The 24,386-nt window shown below is 38.9% G+C and carries 20 protein-coding genes; 8 read left to right on the top strand and 12 right to left on the bottom strand.

Annotation, left to right across the window (positions count from 1 at the left end):
- Positions 1 to 138 precede the first annotated feature (138 nt).
- Positions 139 to 633, bottom strand: coding sequence for a GNAT family N-acetyltransferase (locus ACR1PO_RS18295; protein ID WP_433987694.1), 495 nt, complete (start codon positions 631 to 633; stop codon positions 139 to 141).
- Between the two features lie 142 nt (positions 634 to 775).
- Between ACR1PO_RS18295 and ACR1PO_RS18290 the strand changes: the two genes are divergently transcribed.
- The 3 genes from ACR1PO_RS18290 (at position 776) to ACR1PO_RS18280 (ending at position 5,232) form a co-directional block, all read left to right on the top strand.
- Complete coding sequence (locus ACR1PO_RS18290) at positions 776 to 2,170, top strand: aminopeptidase P family protein (RefSeq protein WP_433987693.1); 1,395 nt, start codon at positions 776 to 778, stop codon at positions 2,168 to 2,170.
- Positions 2,171 to 2,184: 14 nt separating this feature from the next.
- A complete protein-coding gene (locus tag ACR1PO_RS18285; RefSeq protein ID WP_433987692.1) occupies positions 2,185 to 4,356 on the top strand; it encodes a S9 family peptidase in 2,172 nt (723 codons plus the stop codon).
- 270 nt (positions 4,357 to 4,626) lie between these two features.
- Positions 4,627 to 5,232 carry a DNA-3-methyladenine glycosylase gene (locus ACR1PO_RS18280; protein WP_332386742.1) on the top strand — a complete coding sequence of 202 codons (606 nt, stop codon included), beginning with the start codon at positions 4,627 to 4,629 and terminating at the stop codon, positions 5,230 to 5,232.
- Positions 5,233 to 5,343: 111 nt separating this feature from the next.
- Here the strand turns inward: ACR1PO_RS18280 and ACR1PO_RS18275 are convergent, their stop codons facing one another.
- On the bottom strand, positions 5,344 to 5,847 hold the full coding sequence (locus tag ACR1PO_RS18275) for a TlpA family protein disulfide reductase (protein ID WP_433987691.1): 504 nt from the start codon (positions 5,845 to 5,847) through the stop codon (positions 5,344 to 5,346).
- Between the two features lies 1 nt (position 5,848).
- The gene (locus ACR1PO_RS18270; RefSeq protein ID WP_433987690.1) at positions 5,849 to 6,277 is read right to left on the bottom strand and encodes a rhodanese-like domain-containing protein; all 429 of its coding nucleotides are present in this window, start codon (positions 6,275 to 6,277) and stop codon (positions 5,849 to 5,851) included.
- Between the two features lie 144 nt (positions 6,278 to 6,421).
- Between ACR1PO_RS18270 and ACR1PO_RS18265 the strand changes: the two genes are divergently transcribed.
- Both ACR1PO_RS18265 and ACR1PO_RS18260 read left to right on the top strand, forming a co-directional pair.
- Positions 6,422 to 8,083, top strand: a complete 1,662-nt coding sequence (locus ACR1PO_RS18265) for an FAD-binding dehydrogenase (RefSeq protein WP_433987689.1) — start codon at positions 6,422 to 6,424, stop codon at positions 8,081 to 8,083.
- Between the two features lie 14 nt (positions 8,084 to 8,097).
- Positions 8,098 to 8,901, top strand: coding sequence for an SDR family oxidoreductase (locus ACR1PO_RS18260; protein ID WP_332386745.1), 804 nt, complete (start codon positions 8,098 to 8,100; stop codon positions 8,899 to 8,901).
- Between the two features lie 45 nt (positions 8,902 to 8,946).
- On the opposite strand, the gene ACR1PO_RS18255 is transcribed toward ACR1PO_RS18260, so the two are convergent.
- From ACR1PO_RS18255 to ACR1PO_RS18225, 7 genes are all read right to left on the bottom strand, one after another.
- Entirely contained in the window at positions 8,947 to 9,753 is an 807-nt protein-coding gene (locus ACR1PO_RS18255; RefSeq protein ID WP_332386746.1) for a phosphatase PAP2 family protein, read from the bottom strand.
- Between the two features lie 32 nt (positions 9,754 to 9,785).
- Entirely contained in the window at positions 9,786 to 12,203 is a 2,418-nt protein-coding gene (locus tag ACR1PO_RS18250; protein WP_433987688.1) for a TonB-dependent receptor domain-containing protein, read from the bottom strand.
- A 39-nt stretch (positions 12,204 to 12,242) separates the two neighbouring features.
- Positions 12,243 to 13,004, bottom strand: coding sequence for a COG4705 family protein (locus ACR1PO_RS18245; protein ID WP_332386749.1), 762 nt, complete (start codon positions 13,002 to 13,004; stop codon positions 12,243 to 12,245).
- A gap of 155 nt (positions 13,005 to 13,159) precedes the next feature.
- Entirely contained in the window at positions 13,160 to 14,446 is a 1,287-nt protein-coding gene (gene porY / locus ACR1PO_RS18240; protein WP_433987687.1) for a PorY family sensor histidine kinase, read from the bottom strand.
- A 12-nt stretch (positions 14,447 to 14,458) separates the two neighbouring features.
- Positions 14,459 to 14,668 (bottom strand): four helix bundle protein, encoded by a 210-nt coding sequence (locus ACR1PO_RS18235; protein WP_433987739.1) that lies wholly within the window; start codon positions 14,666 to 14,668, stop codon positions 14,459 to 14,461.
- A gap of 229 nt (positions 14,669 to 14,897) precedes the next feature.
- Entirely contained in the window at positions 14,898 to 15,572 is a 675-nt protein-coding gene (locus tag ACR1PO_RS18230) for a response regulator transcription factor (protein ID WP_332386752.1), read from the bottom strand.
- Between the two features lie 188 nt (positions 15,573 to 15,760).
- Positions 15,761 to 16,750, bottom strand: coding sequence for an aldo/keto reductase (locus ACR1PO_RS18225; protein WP_433987686.1), 990 nt, complete (start codon positions 16,748 to 16,750; stop codon positions 15,761 to 15,763).
- Between the two features lie 225 nt (positions 16,751 to 16,975).
- Here ACR1PO_RS18225 and ACR1PO_RS18220 point away from each other — a divergent pair, with 225 nt between their 5' ends.
- The 3 genes from ACR1PO_RS18220 to ACR1PO_RS18210 all read left to right on the top strand — a co-directional run bounded on the left by ACR1PO_RS18220 (position 16,976) and on the right by ACR1PO_RS18210 (position 21,235).
- Positions 16,976 to 18,247 (top strand): NAD(P)/FAD-dependent oxidoreductase, encoded by a 1,272-nt coding sequence (locus tag ACR1PO_RS18220; protein WP_433987685.1) that lies wholly within the window; start codon positions 16,976 to 16,978, stop codon positions 18,245 to 18,247.
- Between the two features lie 35 nt (positions 18,248 to 18,282).
- Positions 18,283 to 19,272: an SDR family oxidoreductase gene (locus ACR1PO_RS18215; RefSeq protein WP_433987684.1), complete on the top strand. Its 990-nt coding sequence runs from the start codon at positions 18,283 to 18,285 to the stop codon at positions 19,270 to 19,272.
- Positions 19,273 to 19,387: 115 nt separating this feature from the next.
- Entirely contained in the window at positions 19,388 to 21,235 is a 1,848-nt protein-coding gene (locus ACR1PO_RS18210) for a chloride channel protein (protein WP_433987683.1), read from the top strand.
- Between the two features lie 165 nt (positions 21,236 to 21,400).
- Here ACR1PO_RS18210 and ACR1PO_RS18205 read toward each other — a convergent pair whose 3' ends face one another.
- Positions 21,401 to 22,345 carry an aldo/keto reductase gene (locus ACR1PO_RS18205; protein ID WP_433987682.1) on the bottom strand — a complete coding sequence of 315 codons (945 nt, stop codon included), beginning with the start codon at positions 22,343 to 22,345 and terminating at the stop codon, positions 21,401 to 21,403.
- A gap of 99 nt (positions 22,346 to 22,444) precedes the next feature.
- Positions 22,445 to 24,253 carry a hypothetical protein gene (locus ACR1PO_RS18200; protein WP_433987681.1) on the bottom strand — a complete coding sequence of 603 codons (1,809 nt, stop codon included), beginning with the start codon at positions 24,251 to 24,253 and terminating at the stop codon, positions 22,445 to 22,447.
- Positions 24,254 to 24,386 lie beyond the last annotated feature (133 nt).

The following is a 24,386-nucleotide window of genomic DNA, read 5'->3' as shown; positions in this document are numbered from 1 at the left end:
GATAAAAACACTTAAGTTTATTTTAAGTTAAAGATAAACAGCTGAGAACTTCACTTAAGCTTAAAATCAAAGATTTTTATTGATACAAAAACCTCTGTGTAAATCTGAAAAATCTATAGTGAAAAAATATTCGGCAAACTATCCTTTCTGTAATATAAAGTAAGCCAGTTCCCTATCTTCCCGTTTTAGATTTTCAACTCTGTTGAAACCGCTTTTCAGAAGTACCTTTTGGGATCCGATATTATCAAGATCAGTTACAGCAACAATATCTTTCTGATGAGTCAGCGAAAAACAGTAATCAACAAGGGCTTTACAGACTTCGGTTCCGAGGCCTTTTCCCCAGTAATTTTCTCCTAAAGTATACCCAACTTCCAGCTGCTCCGGATTGTCGAGAAAGATTCTGGCCAGACACATTCCTACAAAATCATTGTTTTGAGTGTTGAATATTCCCCATCTGCTGAAGGGTCCTTCTTCATAATCAGCTAAAGCTTTTTCAAACATTTCCTTGTATTCTTCAGGAGTTTTGTAAGGCAGATACCGGGTAACGTTTTCATTTTCAAAAAGAGTGGTAAATAATGAAAATTCTTCAGGGGTAAATTCACGGATGATGATCCTGTCATTTTTAAAGTGCATTGTAATAGAATCTAATGATGTAATAAAATTACACAAAAGACTAAAAAGTGCGTATAAAATTTAAACTTTATTTTAATAATTAAAGTCTGCTAATAATACAAAATTGTAAATTTAAACCTTTAAAATAAAAACTATTCATAATATGTTTTCAGCACAAACCTATCAAGATAGAAGAGCCGTGCTACAGAATAATGTAGCGGACGGAATTTTATTATTTCTGGGAAATATAGAAAATCCTGTGAATTTTGAGCACAATCCTTATTATTTCCGCCAGGACAGCACCTATTTATATTACTTCGGGATCCAGGAGCCCCGTATAGCAGCCATTATTGATATTGATGAAAATAAAACCATCATTTTCGGCGATGAGCTGAGTATAGATGAGATTGTATGGATGGGAAGGCAGGAAACCCTTAAGGAAAAAAGCCTGAAATCCGGTGTCCAGGAAACGTTACCTTATGCAGAACTTGCCCGATATATTGCAAAGGTACAGAGCTCCGGCAGAAAAGTACACTATCTTCCTCCGTATCAGCCTTCCAATAAAATTTTGCTGTCGGATCTTCTTGGAATTAAAGTTTCGGACCTGCAGCCTTCTGTAGAAATGATCAAGGCAATTGTAAAACAAAGATCAATCAAAGAACCTCAGGAAATAGCACAGATAGAACAGGCTGTGAACGTCTCCAATGAAATGCATCTGCTGGCCATGCGCCTTGCGAAACCGGGAATGAAAGAATATGAGATTGCCAATGCAATCCAATATCTTGCTGCGAATAAAGAGTGCGAGATGTCCTATCCTCCTATCGTTACTATAAACGGCGGTATCCTGCATAATCATTATCGTCTTAATACCATGAAAGAAGGAGATCTTTTCCTCAATGATTCCGGGGCGGAAACATCAATGGGATATGCGGGTGATCTTACCAGAACATTCCCTGTAGCCAAAGCATTTACCACAAAACAAAAAGAAATTTATGAGGTAGTTCTGAATGCTTTCAATAATGCCCAGCAACTTCTGAAACCGGGTGTTCGTTTCAAAGATATTCATCTGAAAGCGGCTCAGTATCTTGTTGAAGGTCTCATTGATCTTGGATTGATGAAAGGAAACGCTGAAGACGCTGTAAAAAACCATGCCCATACCCTGTTTTTCCAATGCGGACTGGGGCATATGATGGGATTGGATGTGCATGATATGGAAGATCTTGGAGAGCAGTACATCGGGTATACTGAAGAAGAGCCAAAAGATACCAAAACATTTGGTATTAAGTCTTTACGCTTAGGAAAGGCTCTTGAATCCGGATTTGTAGTTACCGTTGAGCCAGGTATTTATATGATTCCGGAATTAATTGACATGTGGCAGGCTGAAAACAAAAATGCAGACTTTATTAATTATGATAAAGTAAAGGAATACAGGAATTTTGGAGGAGTCCGCGTAGAAGATGATTTCCTGGTTACAGACAATGGCTACAGACTTCTTGGAAACGGACTGATCAAAACCGTAGAAGAAATTGAAAATTACAGAGCTGAACATTTAGCTTAATTCAAATATTATTTATGAAGAACATAAAAAAACTAACAGCCATTGCACTCTATTTTCTGTGCTTATCGCCATTGGCAGCACAAAAGACCCAATGGACTCCTGATGGCAATGCTTATTACTCATTTACTGAAAAAGGGGTTGAGATTGTGGATGTGCTGCATCCCGGAAAAGACCAGACACTTTTAAGCAGCAGTGAACTGATTCCTCCCGGAAGTTCTGAAGTGTTGAAGGTGCAGAGCTTTCAGGTTTCTCCGGACGGGAAAAGTTTATTGCTTTTTGCCAACACAAAAAAAGTATGGAGAGATAATACCCGTGGAGACTACTGGATTTTTGACAAAAATACCAAAAAGCTTACTCAGCTTGGGAAAGGCTTGCCGGCTTCATCATTAATGTTTGCAAAATATTCGCCGGATGGTAAAAAAGTAGCCTATGTATCGAAGCATAATATTTACATTGAAGATCTTTCAAACAATCAGCAGACTAAGATCACTACAGATGGTACGGACGGAATGATCAACGGTACTTTTGACTGGGTGTATGAAGAGGAATTTGGAACCCAGGATGGCTTCAGATGGTCCCCGGACGGTAACAAAATTGCTTACTGGAAACTGGACGCTAGAGGGACAAAAAACTTCCTGATGATTAATAATACCGACAGTTTGTACTCATTTACCATTCCTGTAGAATACCCGAAAGCTGGTGAAAACCCTTCCGGATGCAGTATCTGGTTTTATGATCTTGCTTCCGGATCTACAAAGAAAGCGGATATTGCAGGTGATGAAGTACAGCATTATATTCCGAGAATGGAATGGGTACTGGATTCTAAATCTGTTATTCTGCAGCAGCTGAACAGAAAACAGAATCAAAGTAAAATTATCTTAGCAGATGCCGGTTCCGGAAGCAGTAAGACGATCTACACGGAAACAGATGCTGCATGGATTGATATAAAATCCCGCTGGAATGATAATGATCCGAGTGGATGGGACTGGATTGATAATGGAAAAGAATTCTTATGGCTTTCTGAAAAAGACGGATGGAGACATATTTACAAAATAGATATGAACGGTAAAGAAACATTAATTACAAAAGATACCTTCGATGTAATAAAACCGGAATTTTTTGATGTTCAGAATAAGCAGATCTATTTTTTGGCTTCACCAAACAATGCCACACAGAAATATCTGTATAAAGTAAGCATGAAAGGAGGAAAAGCACAAAAAGTAACTCCTGAGACCTATACGGGTTCTAATGAATACACGGTTTCCCCTAACGGAAAGATCGCAATGTTTACCAATGATAACATCAATGACCTTTCAATAGGTTCCGTAGTATCTCTTCCGGAACATAAAGAATTGGTAGCTGCCAAAAGATCCGCAAAAGCAGATCCTGCAATGTCTAAAGCAGAGTTTTTCCAGGTTACCACTCAGGACGGGGTTACATTGGACGGATGGGTAGTAAAGCCTAAAAACTTTGACCCCAATAAAAAATACCCTATTGTTTTTACCGTATATGGAGAACCTGCAATGCAGACGGTAACAGACAGTTTCTATACAGGCTGGAATGGATTATATACAGGAAATATGGCTGAAGACGGCTATTTATATGTTTCCCTTGAAAACCGCGGAACCCCTGCCCCGAAAGGGCGTGAATGGAGAAAATCGATTTACCGTAAAATAGGGCAGCTGAATATCCGTGATCAGGCAATGGGAGCTAAAGCTTTATTCGCAAAATGGCCGTATATTGATACATCAAGAGTTGCCGTATGGGGCTGGAGCGGCGGTGGCTCTTCTACCCTGAACCTTTTAGGACAATATCCTGATATATACCAGACGGGAATTGCGATTGCGCCGGTTGCCAACCAGTTATTCTATGATAATATCTATCAGGAACGTTATATGGGGCTTCCCCAAGAGAACAGAGAAGACTTTGTTAATGGTTCCCCGCTCGCTTATGCTAAAAATTTAAAAGGAAACCTTTTACTGGTTCACGGGACAGGTGATGATAATGTACATTACCAGAATACAGAAGTGTACATCAATGAGCTGGTAAAGTACAACAAACAGTTTCAGCTGATGTCTTATCCTAACCGTACCCATTCTATTGATGAGGGTGAAGGAACATCACTGCATCTTGCTACCCTGTTTACAAAATTTCTGAAAGAACACTGCCCTCCGGGAGCAAAATAACTAAACTATAAGAGTCTCACAGTGATGTGGGACTTTTTATTTTATGTATGTTTCAACAAAAATTCCCCGGAGAAATCCGGGGAATTAAAGTGTCAAAACCTATATTTTTATAGTGGTGTGAATGATGTTGAATTAAAAGAAACAATGGATATGCCAAATTAATCACTATTTTATGAAATGTGAATTTTTGTGGTATCTTTTGTTGACTCCGGAGATTTCGTTTTTACAGGATTATCACTAAATTTGAGTGAATAATTTCTAAAATCATTCATGAAACTACCACTCTCCTATTATTCCAATCCGGATGTTCTTTTTTTGGCTCGGGACCTTTTAGGAAAAGTACTTTTTACTGAAATCGACGGTGAAACTACAGCGGGAATCATTGTAGAAACCGAAGCCTATTTCGGAGCTAAAGATAAAGCTTCCCATGCCTATGGAGGCAGACGCACAGACCGTACTGAAACTTTATACAGCCATGGCGGAGTTTCCTATGTTTATTTATGTTACGGTATTCATCACCTTTTCAATGTGGTGACCTCTGTTGAAGACGAGCCTCATGCAGTTCTCGTAAGAGCTGTTGAGCCTTTGATCGGTAAAGAAATTATGGAATTCAGGAGAAATATGCCGGCTTCCAAACCTTCTATTTCTGCAGGACCGGGATCTGCAGCCAAAGCTTTAGGTATTGACCGCTCATTTAACAGGAAAAAATTAACGGAAAATGAAATCTGGATTGAAGATCATGGCATTGTATATCAACCGGATGAAATAATCGCAGGACCACGTATAGGTGTTGCTTATGCAGAGGAAGACGCCCTTTTACCGTGGCGTTTCTTTGTAAAAGGAAATAAATATGTGAGCAAACCGAATAAGGCATAATCTGTCAGCATAATTAAATAAGTATTATAAAAGATATATTATTTCCTTTTAAGTAAAACGGGGTAAAAATAAAGAGCAGTATAACTTCTGCTCTTTAGGGTTATAAAAAATTCAGTTCTGTATTAAATTTTTCTTTAAAAATTCTTCCAGGTCTTTGCCATGAAGATTCTTAGCTAAAATGGTTCCCTCACCGTCAATGATGATGTTAAAAGGAAGTTCATCCACTTCATAAAGCTTTGCGACAGGGCTTTTCCAGAATTTTAAATCACTGATCTGTATCCATTTGATACCGAACCTGTCAATTGCTTTCTGCCAGCTTTCTTTATTCCTGTCCAAAGAAATCCCGAGAATTTCAAACTGATTGTTCTTTACCTTATCGGAGTAGGTGTCGTACAATGCTTTCAGCTCAGGCTGTTCTTCAACGCATGGAGCACACCATGTTGCCCAGAAATCAATCAGGACAATTTTCCCTTTTAATGCTGAAAGAGAAAATGCTGTTCCATCTGCTTTGGTCATCGTAATTTCAGGTGCTTTTTTTCCTATTTCTATTGCTTTCTGGGCATCAACGGAACCTGAAAGAAACAGTAAAAATAATATTGTAAAACAGGTCTTCATATTAATCATTTGCAGGATAGTTTTTATCCAGCCAATCGGTTTTGATATTTTTAGGAAGGTTTAAAAGCTTTGCATTTTTGAAGCCCAGTTCCATCAGTAATGCAAAAGCAGGACGGATATTGGGACATTTTACAAAAGGACAGCATCCACAATAGATCACAATTTCTCTGTTTTTCGGGACATCTTTAAGATAATTTCTCAGTTTTTCCAGATTTTCAGGCTCACGAGTGGGTCCAATGTCTACAGAACCTTTAATAATCGCTTCAGGACCTACTGAGATGATTATGAGATCTTTGGCCTTATGCTTTTCAATTCTGGAAGCCAGTAACGCCGGATCCATCAGCTGGCTGTCTTTCCATGGATCCTGTTTTTGCTGTGCCTGGCTGAAAAAGGAACAGACAAGGCAAACCACAATGAACAAATACTTCATACTTCTATTTTTCACAAATATAAGATGAAAAGTTCAGAGTTCAGTCCGGCATTATACGCTGCATGCTTTAATTTCTCTTATTTTCAATCTGATTCCGAATAATTTTATACATTTATGCTTAGTATCATTCAAACATTTTAACCCATGGAAGAAACATTCCGGCCTGATGCCATTATCATTGGTGCAGGATTGGCAGGACTTACTGCTGCAATGGAAATTACCAATGCCGGAAAAAAAGTACTGCTCCTGGACCAGGAAACCGAACAGAATATCGGCGGGCAGGCTTTCTGGTCATTCGGAGGGCTTTTTCTGATCAATTCACCCCAGCAAAGAAGAATGGGAATCAAAGATTCTTATGAGCTGGCTTTACAGGATTGGAAAGGAACGGCCGGCTTCGACCGTCCGGAAGATTATTGGCCGCGTCAATGGGCTGAAGCTTATCTGAAATTTGCTGCCGGTGAAAAGTATCAATACATTTCTAAGCTCGGGATCAAGCTGATGTTTATGGTAGGCTGGGCAGAGCGTGGTGATGGTTCGGCGACAGGCCATGGGAATTCTGTGCCCCGTTTTCATGTGAGCTGGGGAACCGGTACAGGAGTTGTGAAGCCTTTTGTGGAGAAGGCTTATAAAGCCAGGGACAAAGGTTTGCTGCAGATGAAATTCAGACACAGAGTAACGGAATTTATAACAGAAAATGGAAAGATAAAAGGACTGAAAGGAGATATTCTGGAAGATGATACTAAAGAAAGAGGTGCTGCTACCAACAGAAATGTAATTTCATCATTTGAATATGCCGCCCCGAACATCATTATTGCTTCAGGAGGAATTGGTGCCAATCATGAACTGGTAAGGAAAAACTGGCCTGAACGACTGGGGAAAGCACCTGAAAATATGGTTTGCGGTGTTCCTGCTTATGTAGATGGTAAAATGATCGGTATTGCAGAAAATACGGGCGCTCATATCATTAATCCTGACAGGATGTGGCATTATACAGAAGGGTTGCAGAACTGGGATCCCATCTGGCCGGATCATGGAATCAGGATATTACCTGGACCTTCGTCCTTATGGTTTGATGCAAAAGGTAAACGCCTCCCCGCTCCTTTTCTTCCGGGATTTGATACGTTGGGAACCTTAAAATACATACAGGAAACCGGCTTTTCCTATTCGTGGTTTATCCTGACACAGAAAATTATCAAAAAAGAATTTGCGCTTTCGGGTTCAGAACAGAATCCTGATATTACCCATAAAGATTATCCCCTTTTTCTGAAAAGGATCTTTGGTAAAAAAGCACCGGGCCCTGTGGAAGCATTTAAAGAACATGGAAAAGACTTTATTGTATCGGACAATCTGGAAGATCTTGTTAAAAGGATGAATGAACTGACCGGAAATAACCTCCTGAAATATGATAAAATAAAATCGCAGATCGAAGCCAGGGACAGGGAGCTGGATAATAAATTCTCAAAAGATACCCAGATTAATTATATCAGGAATACCCGGAACTACTTAGGAGATAAGCTGGGCCGTGTCGCGGCTCCCCATAAAATTTTAGATCCTGAAAACGGACCTTTAATCGCTGTACGTCTCAATATCTTAACCCGTAAAACGTTAGGCGGAATCAAAACGAACCTGAACGGACAGGTCTTAAGGGATGATGACAGTATTATTGAAGGATTATATGCAGCAGGAGAAGCAGCAGGCTTTGGCGGCGGTGGAATGCATGGCTACCGGGCGCTGGAAGGAACATTTCTCGGAGGCTGTATTTTCTCCGGAATGAAAGCGGGAAAATATATTGCAGGACTTAAATAAAATAATGAGCAGATATGAGCAGTTATTTCGATCATAAGGTCATCTGGATCACCGGAGCATCATCAGGTATTGGAGAAGCTTTGGTAAAAAACCTGGCAAAGAACAGCAATGCCGGAATCATTCTGTCTTCCAGAAAAGAAGATCAGCTGCATTCCGTAGCTGAAAAAGCAGGATTGAGTATTGACCGGTATGCAGTGATTCCTTTAGACCTCAAAAATTATAAGGATATGCCTGATATTGCAAAAAAAGCGGCGGAACAATTTGGAAAGATCGATGTTCTGATTAATAATGCAGGACTGTCACAGCGTTCTCTGGCGATGGAAACGGATATTGAGGTAGATAAGCAGCTCATTGATATTGATTATATCGGAACAGTAGCCCTTACGAAAGCGGTTGTTCCTTATATGATCAGGAATAAAGGAGGACAGATTGCTGTAGTCTCCAGCCTGATGGGAATCTTCGGAGCTCCGATGCGAAGCGGATATGCCGGGGCAAAGCATGCACTGCATGGTTTTTTCGATGCTTTGCGGGCAGAATTATTCAATCAGAATATCAGAATTACCATTATCTGTCCGGGTTTTATACAGACTGACATTTCTATTAATGCTGTCACCGGAGACGGCTCATTACAAGGGACCATGGATGATGCTACAAAAAACGGAATGCCGGTAGATATTTTTGCAGGAAAAATGCTGAATGCCATTCAGAAGCAGAAAAAACAAAAAGCAATAGGAGGAAAAGAAGTGATGGCTGTCTATCTTAAAAGATTTTTTCCGGGCTTGTTGGCCAAAATAATCCGTAAAGCAAAAGTGGTATAAAAAGCTCTGTTCAATAAAGAGCAGCGCTTTTTAAGAATGTTTATATCAAAAGGTTTTCACCAGTCCTATTCCCACTGTGTTATTTTGATAAAAAGGCATGACCATAGTAGATGATAAGGTCTTTTTATTTTTATTCCCCCTCAGTAAATTGTCAATTTTTGGGAATAGCCAGTAAGCCAGTTCTGTAGAAAGGATTCCAAATCCGGCTCCTGCCACAACATCTCCCAGCCAGTGTTTATCATTCAGCATCCTGTATACAGCCGTGAAAACAGCGAACGGATATCCTGAAAGGCTCAGCCAGAAATTGGTGTCTTTATACTCCCTGAACATAAACTGTGCTGAAGAAAATGCTGTAGCAGAATGTCCTGAAGGAAACGATAAGGTATTGGAGCCGTCAGGTCTTTCTTCTTTTACAAGATATTTTAAAGGCATGGTAAAAGCTGCTGCGATCAGTTGTGAAGAGGCATAAATAATGGTGCGGTCTCTCAGATTGTGTGTTCCTTTTATACCCATGGCATTAAACCCGTATACCATTACTGCCGGAGCATATTGGGTATAATTATCCAGTTTTATCCGTGCAGGCTGATGCTCGTTGATTTCAAATCGTGTCGATTGATTAAGGTTTTTCAGGTTTTTCATGCTTAAACCTGCTACTCCATAAGCAATGAATGCTGCAGGAATAATCAGGCTTTTATAATTCAGAGTGCTTTTTCGGGCATCTTTAGTGATAATACTGTCCTCTACAGGTTTCTGAACAGATATCGTATCATTGGTATTCTGAGCGTTGATCCTGCCAATGGCTGAACTTAAAACCACTACATACATCAGTGTTTTTTGAAAGTACTTTTTCATCCTAAATCACATTATAGTTATCCAATTCTGTATTAAAATTTATAGCTGTATCCTAAACGGATTACCTGGGTTTCGTAATAATCATTGTTTGTATAGGCAAATCCATTCCCCTGAACAGACTTCCTGATCACCATTGTGTTGAGCAGATCTGAAGCATTCATAAACAGTTCGCCTTTTCCTTTCTGAATCGTTTTTTTCACTCCTGCATCCATTGAGAATCTTGACTTTGTTTTTCCCTGGGGGATTATGTCCGGTGCCAGATATACCAGGGTAAACTGCATGTCCAGTCCTTTTGGAAAATGGAAAACGTTATTCATCTTGATATTCCCTGAGATAGCAGTCTGCCGGCCGGCTGAAAAAGGATTAGGCTGAGGATACAGGTTTTGTACAGTAAATGCGTTGATCTGGTTACGGTATAGATTTCCATTAACATTGAAAGAATATACATCTGATATTTTTTGGTTCCATATTGTTTCCAGACCGGTATTATAACTTTTTCCAGCGTTCTGGAATATTGCATAGATAAGCGTGCTGCCCGGGACAATACTTGAAATTCTGGTGATGGTTCCGTTGGCAAAACGATGATACAGTGCAGAATACAAATATCCGTTGTCCCAATTGTGTTTGTAGCCCAAATCAACAGAATTCGTAAACTGAGGACGTAATGCCGGATTTCCTACCTTAATGATCTCTGCATCATCATATTTCGGGAAAATTCTGATATCCACTTCGTTGGGACGGTCTACCCTTCTGTTGTAAAAAACAGAGAATTTATTGCGGGCATCAAGTTTGTAAGCAAGTCTGAAATTCGGGAATGGCTGGGTATAATTGTAGCCGTCACTTTTATAGGTTGGATGATTAGGATCGACATTATATTGAATTTTTACATATTCCAGTCGCAGCCCTAATTCCGCTTCCCATTTTTCATTTTCAAAGACATAATTTCCATATACAGCAGGAATCAATTCTTTATAATCGGCTTTTCCTCCTGCAGAAATATCCAGAACAGAGTTGGCGCCCGGAATAAAATTCATATTGGTAGGAATACTTCTGTTTCGAAGCTTGATTCCGGTTTCTATTCGTCCGTATTTTAAAGGTTTTACATAATCTACATTGAAATCATATACCTGTTCATCGGATAATAATTTGAAGGCATCAGTTCCCGTAGAAGCAGGAAGGTAGTTATCATAGAAATACTTTTCATCTTCCCTGTGAAATGTATAATTGAATCCAACATTCAAAACATGTCCGGCTTCTTTGAATTTATGCTGATAGGAAGCTGTTCCCATCACTGTTGTTTTCAGCTCATCCTCCAGAAACTGCCACAGACGAAGCCGCTGAGACAAATCTCCGTTGAAAAATGGCTGATCACCTCTGTCTGTAATTTTTTCACTTCCGTACATTCCTGAGATGGTTAATGTATTTTGGGGATCAATAGTCCAGTCGATTCCTGCTTTGGTGGTGAAGAAATTGGTATTTCTGTTTCTTTTCAGCTGGGAATTGATAATGGTTCCGTCATCATAAGTACGGGTTACAAATTCATTTTTATTAAGAGTCTCTGTATATAAATTGTCGGCCTGTAAAAAAATATTGATCTTGTTTTTTCTGTAATTAACAGCCAATGAAGGGTTAATTTTGGGAGTGAGCGTATATTGCGGTCTTATGCCGGGCAGATTTTCTTTTCTTACCCAAAGTGAGCCTAATCCTGTGGTAAACCCGGCTTTTCCGTTCCAGCCATTCTGCTTATTCTTTTTCATGATAATATTGATGATGCCGGCATTCCCGTTAGCGTCATACTTCGATGAAGGGTTGTTGATGATCTCAATTTTATCAATAGCAGAAGCAGGAATATTATCCAGTCCTGTCTGGCTTCCAAAACCGGTGAGAGCAGTCTGTTTACCATCAATCAATACAGTAACCTTATCATTTCCTCTCAATTGTACTTTACCGTCCTGTACAGTAATTCCGGGCAGATTTTGCATGCTTTGCAGCACAGACCCTCCGCTTTGGCTGATGTTATCTGCGACGGAATAGGTCTTTTTATCAAGGCGGCTGTCTATTTCATTCTTTTTGGAGGCTGTAATGGTAACCGTTTCTATTTTGGTCTCATTTTCCTGTTCTTCAGTCAGTTCAACAACGGGAATTTCCAGAAACTCTGACAAGCTGCCTATAAAAACCGGTTGTGAATATTTTTTATATCCGGTGAGTGAAGTTTCCAGAATATAATGATCAGGTTTTAAACCGTTAAGAGAAAATCTTCCGTCTTCATGAGTAATAGTTCCGGCAATAAATGTGCTGTCTTTTTCTTTTTTTAAAATAATATGGGCATAAGGTAATGCTGTTTTGTTTTTATCGGTAATTCTACCTGATGCTGTCACAGAAAGAGCCTGCGCAGAAACAAGGGATGAAATGACCATACATGGGAGAAAAAACAGGGCTGTTCTATTCATTTTACTATTTTATTTTCTTTTAAAAAATCTATTGTTTAACTATGATTTGTTTTGAAGTGATGGTAATTCACGGGTATGTTTTCTTTGGGAAATAATAATCATCAGAACCATCAGTGCAAGGGATATCAGTGATGCATTAAGTGTTCCCAGGTCCAGTCCTCCTTTAACCAGGGGTTTGGTTAAAAGGTCCCCAAAGGTTGCTCCAAAAGGTCTGGTAAAAACAAAAGCGATCCAGAACAGGAGAACATGATTGATTTTTGTGAAATAATGAAGCAGGACTACAGCCAAAATAATAAGTCCTGTAATCAGAGCTCCGGTCATATATCCAAGTCCCAGATTATCGCTCAGGAAATCTCCGAAAGCTGTTCCCAGACTATTGGAAAACAATATTGCTGTCCAGTAATACAATTCTTTATTTCTCTCAGAAATCGGATATACTTCAAGGTTTCCGTACTTTTTATACCATAAAAACAGGGAGAGTAAAAGCCCGGAGAGTAAAATGAGGCTTCCGGTAAGGTATCCTGTTTTCAGCGTTCTGTCTATAAAATCAGAGATTTCTGTACCTAAAGTCGTTGTTCCGATGATCACCATCCAGTAAATTGCCGGGATATATTTTTTTACACTGAGCTGCACAGACAAAATAATGATGAAAAATACCAGGGCGATCACAATTCCCGCAACATATCCTAAATTCAGGGTCATGGAAATAAAATCTCCAAGCGTTTCTCCTAACGTGGTGGCTGCAATTTTCATTAACCAGAAAAGAAGCGTAACCGCTGCAACTTTATTAAATATTCTCATTCTCATGTAATTTTATAAAGGATACTGCAGAACTAAAGCATGGAATGTTTCTGAAATCATTTCTAAATACAGTTAATTCCTCAGTATATTTTTATACAAAGGTGCAATCCGATTTAGAAGAAATTTTGAATTGTTGGGTACGGAAATTCTTTTAACTAAAATTTAACGGTGAAAATATGGAGACCGTTTTCAAATCTGTAGCTGATCATCCATTGGTGCAGCCTGCATATTTCCTGTATGATAGACAGTCCCAGGCCACTTCCGTTGTTGTCCGCTGAAAATTTAGAAAATCTTTTAAACAATGCTTCTGTACTCAGTTTTTCCGTTCCTGAATTGGAAACTTCAAAAAAAGATTGATTTAATTCTATAGAAACAGAACCTTCCGGAGAAGTATGCCGGATAGCATTGATGATGAGGTTGTTGATCAATATCTCTGTCAGAATACTATTCCCGTTTACTTTTACATTATTTGAAATATTTTTAGCTGCAGAAATGTTTTTTTGTTCAAAATGCTCCTCGAGAATCTCAATGCTTTGATGAAGCAGCTGGTCAAAGAGAATTGTTTCCGAACGGTCAAACTGGTTATTGTCAATTTTAGCGAGAAGCAAAAGATTTTTATTGATACGGGAACTTCTTGTAAGCGCTTTGTTGATGTCTTCTGCAATTCTGTATTGCTTTTCAGTGAGATCCTGATCCTGAAGTAAAATATCCAGTTTGTTTTTAATAATGGCAAGCGGGGTCTGCAGCTCATGAGATGCATTTTCAGTGAACTCCTTCTGGGCTTTATAAGTAGAAATATTTCGTTCAATCAGTTTGTAAAGGGATTGATTAAGCTCTTCAAATTCTGAAGTATCGGAAACCGGAAATTCTATGGTATTCTGACTGTTAAGATTAAAAGTCTTCAATTGATCCAACGTATCCCTGAAAGGTTTCCAGATGGATGAGGACAGCTTTCTGTTCAGGAATAAAAGTCCGACAACAATAACCACAAAAAAGAATATCGTGATCATCGCAATCACAGCTATGGTTTCATGGGATTCTTCAATGTTCGTTTGTATGGTAAACAGATAGGGCTTGTTGTGCAGGTAAACTACTTTTTTAAGACATCTGTAACGTTCCTTTTTTTGTTCTGAAATAAAAGGCAGCTGCTTTTCATAAGTATAAACTGTGTCTTTTCTGATCTGGCCGGGAGAAATTTTTTCAATATTGGTATCAGGCTGAATGTGATTCCATAATTCAAGACTTTTTTCCAGCGCTTCATCAGAAAGCTTTAACCGGTTAAATTCATAAGCTGTTTTCTCTATAATAATCTCGTTATGCTCATCGAGCTCACTTTTCCAGATGGTATCTACCACAATGTAATACACAGGGATGCTTATCATCAGAACAATAAGTACATAGATGAGAAAGGGCTTTGTGGTTTTTGTTAATAGAGGCTTCACAATAGTTATGAATTATGAATTATGAATTATGAATTTTTGTTTTGTGCTTTTGTATTTATTCTTGGTTGTAATAATAATACTACGGAGTATTTTTAATATTTCTGTGGATTCATTACTGATACTTTCATATTCAGTGGATGATAAATAATCTGTGTGAAATAAAAGCTCAATCCGGTAAATAGATTCATCACATTCTTTTTGGGCAATAGCAAGTTTATGGATAAAGTCTGCTTTACTTTCTGCATTCTGTGATTCTCTTATTAAAGCTCCTACTGCTGTTCAGCTTCTTAATAACTGTTTACTCAGAACATATTCATTCTTAGAAGTAAAGATATTTATAAAGATTAATAATCCTAATTGCAAAATCAAAACTTTTATCTTTCAACACATTTCTCTTTTCACTCCTGGTTAATCATCATTAATAATTTATCATTCATCATTCATCATTATCTTAGTTTTCCCACTTATACCCTGTTCCGTATACCGTTTTAAGATAATGTCCGCATCCCGCATCATACAGTTTTTTCTTAAGGTTTTTTACGTGAGCGTAAACAAAATCATGATTATCAAGCATATCTGCCAGATCTCCGGAAAGGTGTTCTGCAAGTGTACTTTTAGAGATCACTTTATTTTTATTTCCGATAAAATAAATCAAGAGATCAAATTCTTTTTTCGTTAATGAAATCGATTCATTATTTACTGCCACTGTTTTAGCCAGCAGATCTATCTGAAGCTCATTTTGCTTCACTACGTTGGAGCTGTTGAACTGTTTCCGGCGGATCACAGAATATACCCTTGCCATCAGCTCAGAAAGATGAAAAGGTTTGGTAAGATAGTCATCGGCTCCCAGCTTCAGGCCTTCAATTTTATCATCCAGCGCGTTTTTGGCAGAAATAATAATGACACCGTCCTGTTTCTGCTGTTTCTTTAATTCTTCCAGAATTTTCAGACCATTACCGTCCGGAAGCATGATGTCCAGCAAAATACAATCATAATCAAAAGCCTCTGTTTTATTCATGGCTTCATCAAATGTGGGGGCATGTTCACAGAGGTAATTTTCTCCGGACAGATATTCGGAAATACTTTGAGCAAGCTCGGCTTCGTCTTCAACAATCAGAATTTTCATGCGATAAATCTATCATTAAATTTTGAAGAAATTTTGAATATAATGCATCTGCAATATAAATTTCTGATTACGATATGCAAATAAGGATTTTGTCTCTGATAAAATCCTTATTTGTTGAATATTTTACATACAAAACTCTTTTCTTCATTGCATTTCCCAACGCTATTTGATTTTCTATCCTGTTATTTTTATCCCGGAACCTGGGCTTTTTCATAGATCAGTTTTTCACTTTTTAATTCTTTCCAGAATTCAGCAGGAATAGCAGTGTTAAGGGCATCCATATTATCTTTTACCTGTTCAGGCTTGCTGGCTCCCGGGATAATGGATGCAAATTCATCAGCTGCCAGTACAAAATGGAGTGCCGCATCAACAAGACTTATAGTATACTTTTCAGCAATGGAAGTGATTCTTTCCCGCTTTTCACTCATTCCTTTCGGGATGACGTCTTTATAATTGTAACGTTCCCTTCCTGTCACATATCCTGAATTGTATCCTGCGCCTGAAACCAGTTTTACACCAGCTTTTCTTACAGCAGGAAGAAGACGGTCCACAGCATCTTCATGCTCAAGGATAGAATATTGCGTTGCGGAAAGACAGATATCCGGATCAGCAGATTCAATACAGTCTAAGATAGGTTCTATTTTGTTAACACCCATTCCCCAGGCTTTTATGACACCCTGATCCCTAAGCTCGGAAAGAATTTTAAAAGCACCCTTTCTGGCCTGTTCCAGAAAATAGGGATAACGGTCTCCTACCTGATCTTCAGATAAATCATGAATATAAACGATATCAATATGGTTCAGTCCGGTCCTTTTCAGGCTTTCTTCAATTGACCTCTGTACAGCATCAGCAGTATAATCATGACGGAAATCATAATGCAACGGATTTTTCCACATAGTAGGCGGTACCTCAGCTTCAGGCACTTCACGGAAAAGTCTTCCCACTTTGGTTGAAAAAACAAAATCATTCCGTTCCTGTTCTTTCAGGAAACTTCCAAATCTTCTTTCGCTTTTTGTTAATCCATACCATGGAGAAGTATCATAATATCTGATGCCTGTATTCCATGCTGTCTGCAGAATTTCATGAGCCTGCTCATCTGTGATATTTTCGAAAGCAGTTCCGATCGCTACTCCACCAATTCCCAGTCGGTGTTTTTCTGTTAAAATGTCTGTTTTCATATTGAAATATTTTATGGTGTTGGTTATAAACAGGCTGCAAACATCGTGCAGATATAATGGAAACGTTAAAGGTAAAGATAGCATTCAACCTTTTGAAATCCTTAATGGGTAATGATATAAGGCTTCTTTTGATATTTTAAATATTATGTTAAATGTTTTTTTTATCGCTTCTTTGGTCCTGTTATTGAATGAAATATGATACACCATTTCAATAAATTACTTCATATGAAAAAGCATATTCTAATCGTAGGAGGAGGATTTGCGGGTATTAACCTTATCAAATCTCTCAAAAATGATAAACGGTTCAAAATAACGCTGGTCGATAAGAATAATTATCATTTTTTTCCACCCCTTATCTATCAGGTGGCCACTTCTTTTATAGAGGCTTCCAATATCAGCTACCCTTTCAGAAAGCTGTTTTCAAACAATAAAAATGTGAAATTCCATATGGGCAGCCTGCTTAGGGTAAATCCTGAAAATAAAACAATAGATACCGATACCGGCACCCTGGGTTATGATTATCTGGTATTGGCACTGGGAACAGAATCCAACTTTTTCGGAATGGAAAATGTAAGAAAATGTGCACTGCCGATGAAAAATATCGAAGAAGCGCTCTACCTGAGAAATCATATCCTGCTGACCCTTGAAGAAGCTGCCCGAAACAAAGATATCAAGGAAGCCGAAAAGCTTCAGAACATTGTTATTGCAGGCGGTGGCCCTACAGGGGTGGAATTGGCAGGAATGCTTGCAGAGATGGGAAGGTATATTGCTCAGAAAGAATATCCGGAAATTAAGTTAGGCCTTTCCAATCTTTATCTTATAGACGCACTGCCTACCCTTCTTTCCCCGATGAGTCAGCTGGCTCAGAAGACAGCTTATGAAAAACTGAAAGAATTAGGTGTAAAAATTTTATTGAATGTTTCTGTAAAAGATTATACAGATAACAAAGTCATCTTAAGCGACGGAAGCATTATTGAGACAGAAACGCTGATCTGGACTTCCGGAGTGATCGGAAAAGAAGTCCCTGGATTACCGGAAAACAGTATCGGAAAAGGAAGGAGAATTCTGGTGGATGCCTATAATAAAGTAGAAGGAACCAGTAATATTTATGCATTGGGAGACATTGCACTGATGCTTTCAGAAGAAAAATATCCGAAGGGGCATCCTCAGCTGGCTCAGGTTGCCATTCAGCAGGGTAAAAATCTTGCCGCAAATTTCAAGCGCATAGAAGATGGAAAAGTCCTGGAGCAGTTCCATTACAATGATAAAGGAAGTATGGCTATCATTTCAAAATATAATGCTGTAGTGGATCTTCCGAAGCATTCCTTTAATGGATTTATCGCCTGGCTCACCTGGCTTTTTATTCACATTATTCCTCTTGTAGGATTCAAAAACAAAATTCAGCTGGCAGTGGACTGGTTTCGTTTATTTATCACCAACAATCCATCCATCAGGCTTATTCTTTTCCCGAAAAGAAATACAACAGGCAACGGATAACTACATAACAAATACCAACACTTAAATCTTATAGTATGAAAAATCAAAGAAGACCTCCTTTTTTCGGAGAAACAGTGGTTATTACAGGAGCTTCAAGCGGAGTTGGTAAAGCCACGGCAGAAGCTTTTGCAGAACAGGGTGCAGATCTTGTTCTGGCAGCAAGAGGTGAAGACGCACTTAAAGATACGGCAGAATTATGCAGAAAGCTTGGTGCTACCGTGATTGCAGTACCTACAGATACTTCCGTAGCTGAAGATGTTCAGAATCTTGTCAGGGAAGCCCTTGAATTCAGTGGTAAGATTGATTATTGGGTAAATAATGCCGGAGTGCTCGCCTTTGGTAAATTTGAGGAAGTTCCGGCAGACGTTACAGACCAGATTGTTAAAACAAATCTTCTCGGATATATGCATTCTGCTCATGCGGTACTTCCTGTTTTTAAGAAGCAGAAAAAAGGAGTACTGCTCAATAATATTTCTATTGGCGGATGGATGCCTGCACCGTATGGAACAGCTTATACAGCCTCAAAATACGGGGTTCGTGGTATGGTGGAAACATTACAGGGAGAGGTCTCAGATTTTCCGGATATCCATATCTGTGCGCTGTATCCCGGTTTTCAGAAATCTTCCGGAATAGAGCATGCTGCCAATTATTCAGGAATAAAACTGAGTACCCCTCCACCCTCTTTTGATCCCCGGGAACTGGCTGCGGCTATTGTAAAGACGGCTAAAAATCCAAAAGAAGTTATCTATCCGGACTGGTCTGCCATTGTTTTCAAAAATTTATATGAAATAATTCCCGGAATCATCCGGTATCTATCTTCAGCAGGGATGCGTATGGTGATGAAGAATGCTAATAAAGATAATAAGACCGGAGGAAATGTTTTGGAGCCGTCCAAAGGAAATATGGGAATAGATGGAAAAACACTGTTTTCTTTTCCTAAAACTTTGCTATGGGCTGGGGCCGGAATTATAGGAGCCATGGCCGCAGGCATACTTTTATCAGGAAAATCCGGTAAGACAGAATAATCATAAACAGGGAGGAAATTGACAGGACAGACGTTGAAAAAGCTGTTTTTTGTAAGATATTTCATAAATTTACGGAGCTGTATCTGTTTCATAGCAGCATAAAAATGTTTCCAAGGTGAAAATTCACAACAAAAAAAAGTACCTGAGCTTCCTTAAATTTAAAAGAGATTTCCAGAAATACGGATTGGAAAAAGCACGCAGTTATGAGCTTATTCTGCATTGGCTGAACAACAGGCTCAGCAGAAACCAGTTTCTTGTGCTTTCCGGGATTCTTGTAGGCTGTACTGCCGGCCTTGCAGGGGTGATCCTGAAAACGCTGGTACACAATATTCATTATTTTATTACCAATAAGGTACATTTTGAATATCAGATTTTATTCTATATCGTTTTTCCTTTTTTAGGGATTGTCCTGACTACCATGATTGTTCTGACACTTTTCAAAGGACAGGACCGTAAAGGGATCGGGGCTATCCTGTATGAGATTGCACAGAATTCCAGTATTGTGGCTTCCGTTAAAATGTATTCCCAGGTGATACAGAGTGCCGTAACTGTAGGATTGGGTGGCTCTGCCGGACTGGAAAGTCCTATTGCTGTGACCGGAGCTGCTATTGGCTCAAATTATGCGCAAACCTACAGGCTAAGTTATAAAGAACGTACTTTGCTGCTGGCCGCCGGTGCTACTGCGGGGATTGCTTCAGCATTCAACGCGCCTATTGCAGGGATTATGTTTGCTTTTGAAATTCTTCTGACCGGCGTGGTTTTTACAGACTTTATCCCTTTGGTGGTAGCAGCAGTCTGCGGAAGTCTTTTGTCAAGAATTTTACTTCAGGAAGATGTGCTTTTCAGGTTTTATACCAGAGATGCTTTCAATTATAAAAATGTACCCTATTATCTTATCTTAGGAATTGTTACAGGTTTATATGCCCGTTATTTTGTGGTTATTTCTCAAAAAGTGGAACATTTCATAAAGGGACTTCAGCTTTCAAGAATGCGCAAAGCGATGTTTGGAGGGGCTGTTCTTTCGCTTTTGTGTGTTCTTTTTCCTCCTTTGTTCGGGGAAGGGTATGAAACCGTGAAAGCCTTTACCAACGGGAATACCTACTCTATTATTGAAAACAGTTTTTTCAGATATTTTGAAATCGGTGACTGGACGATTATCATATTTTTAGTTCTGGTTCTGCTTTTAAAAGCTTTTGCTACTTCTTTTACCATATTCAGTGGTGGAAACGGAGGAAATTTTGCCCCGTCTCTTTTTGCAGGCGGAACTTTAGGGTACTTGTTTGCACTGGTGTGCCAGCATCTGGGATTTACAGATGTTCCTGTGACTAATCTTGTTCTGGTAGGAATGGCGGGAGCGATGAGCGGTGTACTGTATGCCCCGCTTACTGCAATATTTCTGATCGCAGAATCCAGTTTCGGGTATGATTTGTTTATTCCGCTGATGATCGTTTCCGTAATATCTTATCTTATTGCCAAATGGTTCTCCCCGATTTCTCCTGAACTGAAATCTTTGGCAGATCAGGGCAAAATATTCACCAATAAGCATGATAAAAACCTGCTCTTTGCTTTAAGAACGGAGGATTTTATTGATCAATACTCTCAGACCATCAATCAGAACGCTTCTGTTACGGAACTGTTTGAAATGGTTAAAAACGGAGATAAAAATATTTTTGCTGTTGTGGATGATAACAGAAAGCTCAAGGGCGTGCTTACCCTGGACGATATAAGACCTTATCTCTTTAATAAAGAAATTGAAATTTCCCAATCGGTTACCCAGATTATGAAAGCACCGCCGGCAGTCCTTCACCGCGAAAATAAACCACTGGAAATTCTCCAGACTTTTGATGATACCGGTGTATGGAACCTTCCGGTAGTGAGTGGTACCAATGATTTTATCGGTTTTATTTCAAAATCATCGATATTAATGAGCTACAGACAGCTTCTGAAAGAATACTCTGATTAGATATTGACATACAATAGGACAACTGAAGAACTCAATTCCCTTCCGCCGGAGGAGTGGCGAAAATTCAAAGAATTTTTGACGGGGTGGTCAGTATCGTCGAATCACAAAAAATCCGTTCAATTGCTGAACGGATTTCTTTTTAATCTGTAATGAAAGTCGAAAAAATTAGCTGCTTGCGTTATTCAGCAGATCAATATCTTCCTGATCCAAAACAAGGTTCGGCGCATTGAATATTGTTTCCAGCTGTGATGCACTCGTAGCACTTACAATAGGTGCCGTGATCAGTGGATTTGATAAGAGCCATGCCAGAGAAACAGTTCCCTGGGTGGTGTTATGCCTGGCACTTACCTGGTCCAAAGCTTTTAAAACCTTAAGTCCTTTGTCATTTAAATACTTTCTTACGCCTTCACCTCTCGTACTTTTTGCAAGATCTCCCTCATTACGGTATTTACCAGTTAAAAAGCCTGCTGCGAGAGACCAATATGGAAATACACTTAAATCTAGCTGTTCCGCCAGAGGTGCATAATTTTGCTCAAAACCTTCTCTTTCCATCAGGTTATAATGCGGCTGCAATGCAACATATTTAGGAAGGTTATTCTTTTCTGCCGCGTCAAATGATGCTTTCAGACGTTCCGGCGACAGATTGGAAGCTGCAATATAACGTACTTTTCCTGCTTTAATAATCTCATCATAAGCGGACAGTGTTTCTTCTACCGGAGTGGTATCGTCATCAAAATGGGTATAATAGAGATCAATATGATCAGTCTGAAGTCTTTGCAGCGACTCATCTACGGATTTTAAGATATGCTTTCTGCTGATATCGAAGCCATGTTCTTTTGTTTGTGAACCTACTTTTGTTGCCAAAACAATATCGTTACGGTTGTTACGGCTTTTCATCCACTTTCCGATGATTTCTTCAGATTGTCCCCCTTTCCCGTTAACCCACCATGAATACGTATCTGCTGTATCTATAAAGTTGAATCCTGCTTCCGTAAAACGGTCCAGTATATCAAATGACTGTTTCTCATCCAGGGTCCATCCAAAAACATTTCCTCCGAAATTAATTGGTGCAATCGTTAAATCAGTGTTTTTGATCTTTCTTTTTTCCATAAAAATAATTTTACTAAATGACTTCTAAGGTAGGGAATATTAAGCCCTGAGAATATTTAAAATAGCCATTTCTGCTATAGTTATTATAAATGAGTATAGTTATTTTTCAACCTGTGGAATATCAATGGCCATAAGCTGAAGTTTGTATTCCTCCAGCTGAAGACTGATCACAGATAATTTATTTCTGAAATATGAAGAGTTTTTAAAAAGATTATGATAATATTCTATACCTTCGAGTACATTTTTCCTGAAAGTATTCCATTTCCTGGTTTGCGAATGGGTGATCTGTACTGCTGAATCAGTAATTTCCTTTCTCAGATAATCCACATACATTTTCAGTTCGTTAATGAACATATTCGGACGGTGGTTATCGGGAAGAATATTGGTATTTCCATAAATATGTTTCACCATGTCTGAAAGAGACACTTCCTTGTCAAAAAAGGCAACGTTCGGTCCGGGACATATCACAACACCTTGCTTTTCGCCTTTGATTTCAAGGTTTTGTTCCATATAAGCGGCATTCACAAGTCCCACACACAGACAGGCTTTATCGGTGATTGCAGCCTTTCTTTTTTCAAATTCCGCCTCTGTCAGCGTTTCTTTTTCACTATAAAGTTCTTTCAGTTTGATATCCTGATACTTTCTGGAAGCTGTGCAGGTTCCTTCCGGAGAAAACTCTTTACTCAAAGCGAGAAGTTTCTTCGGGCATGAGCTTCCATATTTGCCTTGTGATTCTTTTACATATCTGAGTTTTTCATTGGAGGTTCCTTTTACCGTGTTAAAGGGTACTCCCAATGGCGACATATTACTGAGGTAAAAATCCTGTTCTTTTGATTGTACAAGCAGATTACGGGTTTCGGCATCTACAGAAGTAGCTTCAGGTACCAGTAAAAAGGGTGATCCCCAGCCTACGCTGTCAACATTATAACGGGTTAATAAGAACTCATGTTCTTCGGAAGTTCCTACTCCACCCTGAACGGTAATTTTCATTTCTAAAGGCTCAGACACCACAAATTTTCCTTTTTGCTCCAAAGCTGTTATCATTAAGGAATGAGCGGATTGTATAAGATCGTTTTTTTTCTGCTTGAATTCTTCCATAATCGGTCCGAGAAGCATTCCTTCGGTAGCAAAGGCATGTCCCCCGCAATTCAGTCCGGATTCTATCCTGTATTCCGAAACCCACAATCCTTTTTTAGCCAGAAAATTTCCCTGGATCATGGCAGAACGGAAGTCACTCACTTTAAGGATGATTTTCTTTCTGAGCTTTCCGTTTTCATCCGGGAAAAAATCTTCAAATTCTTCCATATAGCTGTACAGACGGGGATTCATTCCTGCAGAAAGCACCACAGATGATGAAAGTTTGCTTTTGGCAAACCCCCGAAGGGAAGCGTGAGCGTCGTTATACATGACCGGCAGCTGTTCGTTCTGATGATAATTATCCTTATCTACTTTCGTCATGATGTTAACATCAATACTTCCGGGATTTAAATTGGATTCAATGAAACTTTTAATATGGGAACTCCAGTTGTCTTTCTGATGGATAAGGTTTTGAAGGCTGTTTTTGAGGTCTGAAGTATTGGGAAGCATGGCTATGAAGTCTTTCAAAGCCTCTTTATTTCTGCTGATTTCCTGTTTGAAAGATTCAAATTTTTCATTCACGATATCATCCACCATATCCAGATAGGCTGTAATTCTTCTGGCTCTGTAATCTTCTGTTTTTGCAGAGATACCGAAATAGTCAAGATTGAACTTTTTATTGTAAAAGTTCTTCATCTTCTCAAGGATTTCATCATCAATGATGGAGATCACAGAAGATATTCCATACTGCGCAACACGAATCGGGCTGTCTATCGTATAAGCCAGTCCCATTACCGGAATATGGAAATTGTGCAAAGTTTTTTTTGTCATAAAGTTTTGATAAAATTTCTTTTTATTTTATCTAAAAATCCTTTACAACTATTCACTGCTATAAAAATATTATTTTAAAATGAATTATGCGTTAAATAATACTTTGGATGTGAAAAAACATGTCAAATGTCAT

Source organism: Chryseobacterium amylolyticum, from assembly GCF_051011775.1.
Taxonomy (GTDB): Bacteria; Bacteroidota; Bacteroidia; order Flavobacteriales; family Weeksellaceae; genus Chryseobacterium.
Note: the sequence above shows the minus strand (reverse complement) of the source record. Positions and strands in the feature narration are given on the sequence as shown.

What these genes read in the sequence shown, in the direction of transcription:
- ACR1PO_RS18295 (WP_433987694.1), bottom strand. Translation starts at nt 633, where the DNA reads ATGCACTTTAAAAATGACAGGATCATCATCCGTGAATTTACCCCTGAA.
- ACR1PO_RS18290 (WP_433987693.1), top strand. Translation starts at nt 776, where the DNA reads ATGTTTTCAGCACAAACCTATCAAGATAGAAGAGCCGTGCTACAGAAT.
- ACR1PO_RS18285 (WP_433987692.1), top strand. Translation starts at nt 2,185, where the DNA reads ATGAAGAACATAAAAAAACTAACAGCCATTGCACTCTATTTTCTGTGC.
- ACR1PO_RS18280 (WP_332386742.1), top strand. Translation starts at nt 4,627, where the DNA reads ATGAAACTACCACTCTCCTATTATTCCAATCCGGATGTTCTTTTTTTG.
- ACR1PO_RS18275 (WP_433987691.1), bottom strand. Translation starts at nt 5,847, where the DNA reads ATGAAGACCTGTTTTACAATATTATTTTTACTGTTTCTTTCAGGTTCC.
- ACR1PO_RS18270 (WP_433987690.1), bottom strand. Translation starts at nt 6,277, where the DNA reads ATGAAGTATTTGTTCATTGTGGTTTGCCTTGTCTGTTCCTTTTTCAGC.
- ACR1PO_RS18265 (WP_433987689.1), top strand. Translation starts at nt 6,422, where the DNA reads ATGGAAGAAACATTCCGGCCTGATGCCATTATCATTGGTGCAGGATTG.
- ACR1PO_RS18260 (WP_332386745.1), top strand. Translation starts at nt 8,098, where the DNA reads ATGAGCAGTTATTTCGATCATAAGGTCATCTGGATCACCGGAGCATCA.
- ACR1PO_RS18255 (WP_332386746.1), bottom strand. Translation starts at nt 9,753, where the DNA reads ATGAAAAAGTACTTTCAAAAAACACTGATGTATGTAGTGGTTTTAAGT.
- ACR1PO_RS18250 (WP_433987688.1), bottom strand. Translation starts at nt 12,203, where the DNA reads ATGAATAGAACAGCCCTGTTTTTTCTCCCATGTATGGTCATTTCATCC.
- ACR1PO_RS18245 (WP_332386749.1), bottom strand. Translation starts at nt 13,004, where the DNA reads ATGAGAATATTTAATAAAGTTGCAGCGGTTACGCTTCTTTTCTGGTTA.
- ACR1PO_RS18230 (WP_332386752.1), bottom strand. Translation starts at nt 15,572, where the DNA reads ATGAAAATTCTGATTGTTGAAGACGAAGCCGAGCTTGCTCAAAGTATT.
- ACR1PO_RS18225 (WP_433987686.1), bottom strand. Translation starts at nt 16,750, where the DNA reads ATGAAAACAGACATTTTAACAGAAAAACACCGACTGGGAATTGGTGGA.
- ACR1PO_RS18220 (WP_433987685.1), top strand. Translation starts at nt 16,976, where the DNA reads ATGAAAAAGCATATTCTAATCGTAGGAGGAGGATTTGCGGGTATTAAC.
- ACR1PO_RS18215 (WP_433987684.1), top strand. Translation starts at nt 18,283, where the DNA reads ATGAAAAATCAAAGAAGACCTCCTTTTTTCGGAGAAACAGTGGTTATT.
- ACR1PO_RS18205 (WP_433987682.1), bottom strand. Translation starts at nt 22,345, where the DNA reads ATGGAAAAAAGAAAGATCAAAAACACTGATTTAACGATTGCACCAATT.
- ACR1PO_RS18200 (WP_433987681.1), bottom strand. Translation starts at nt 24,253, where the DNA reads ATGACAAAAAAAACTTTGCACAATTTCCATATTCCGGTAATGGGACTG.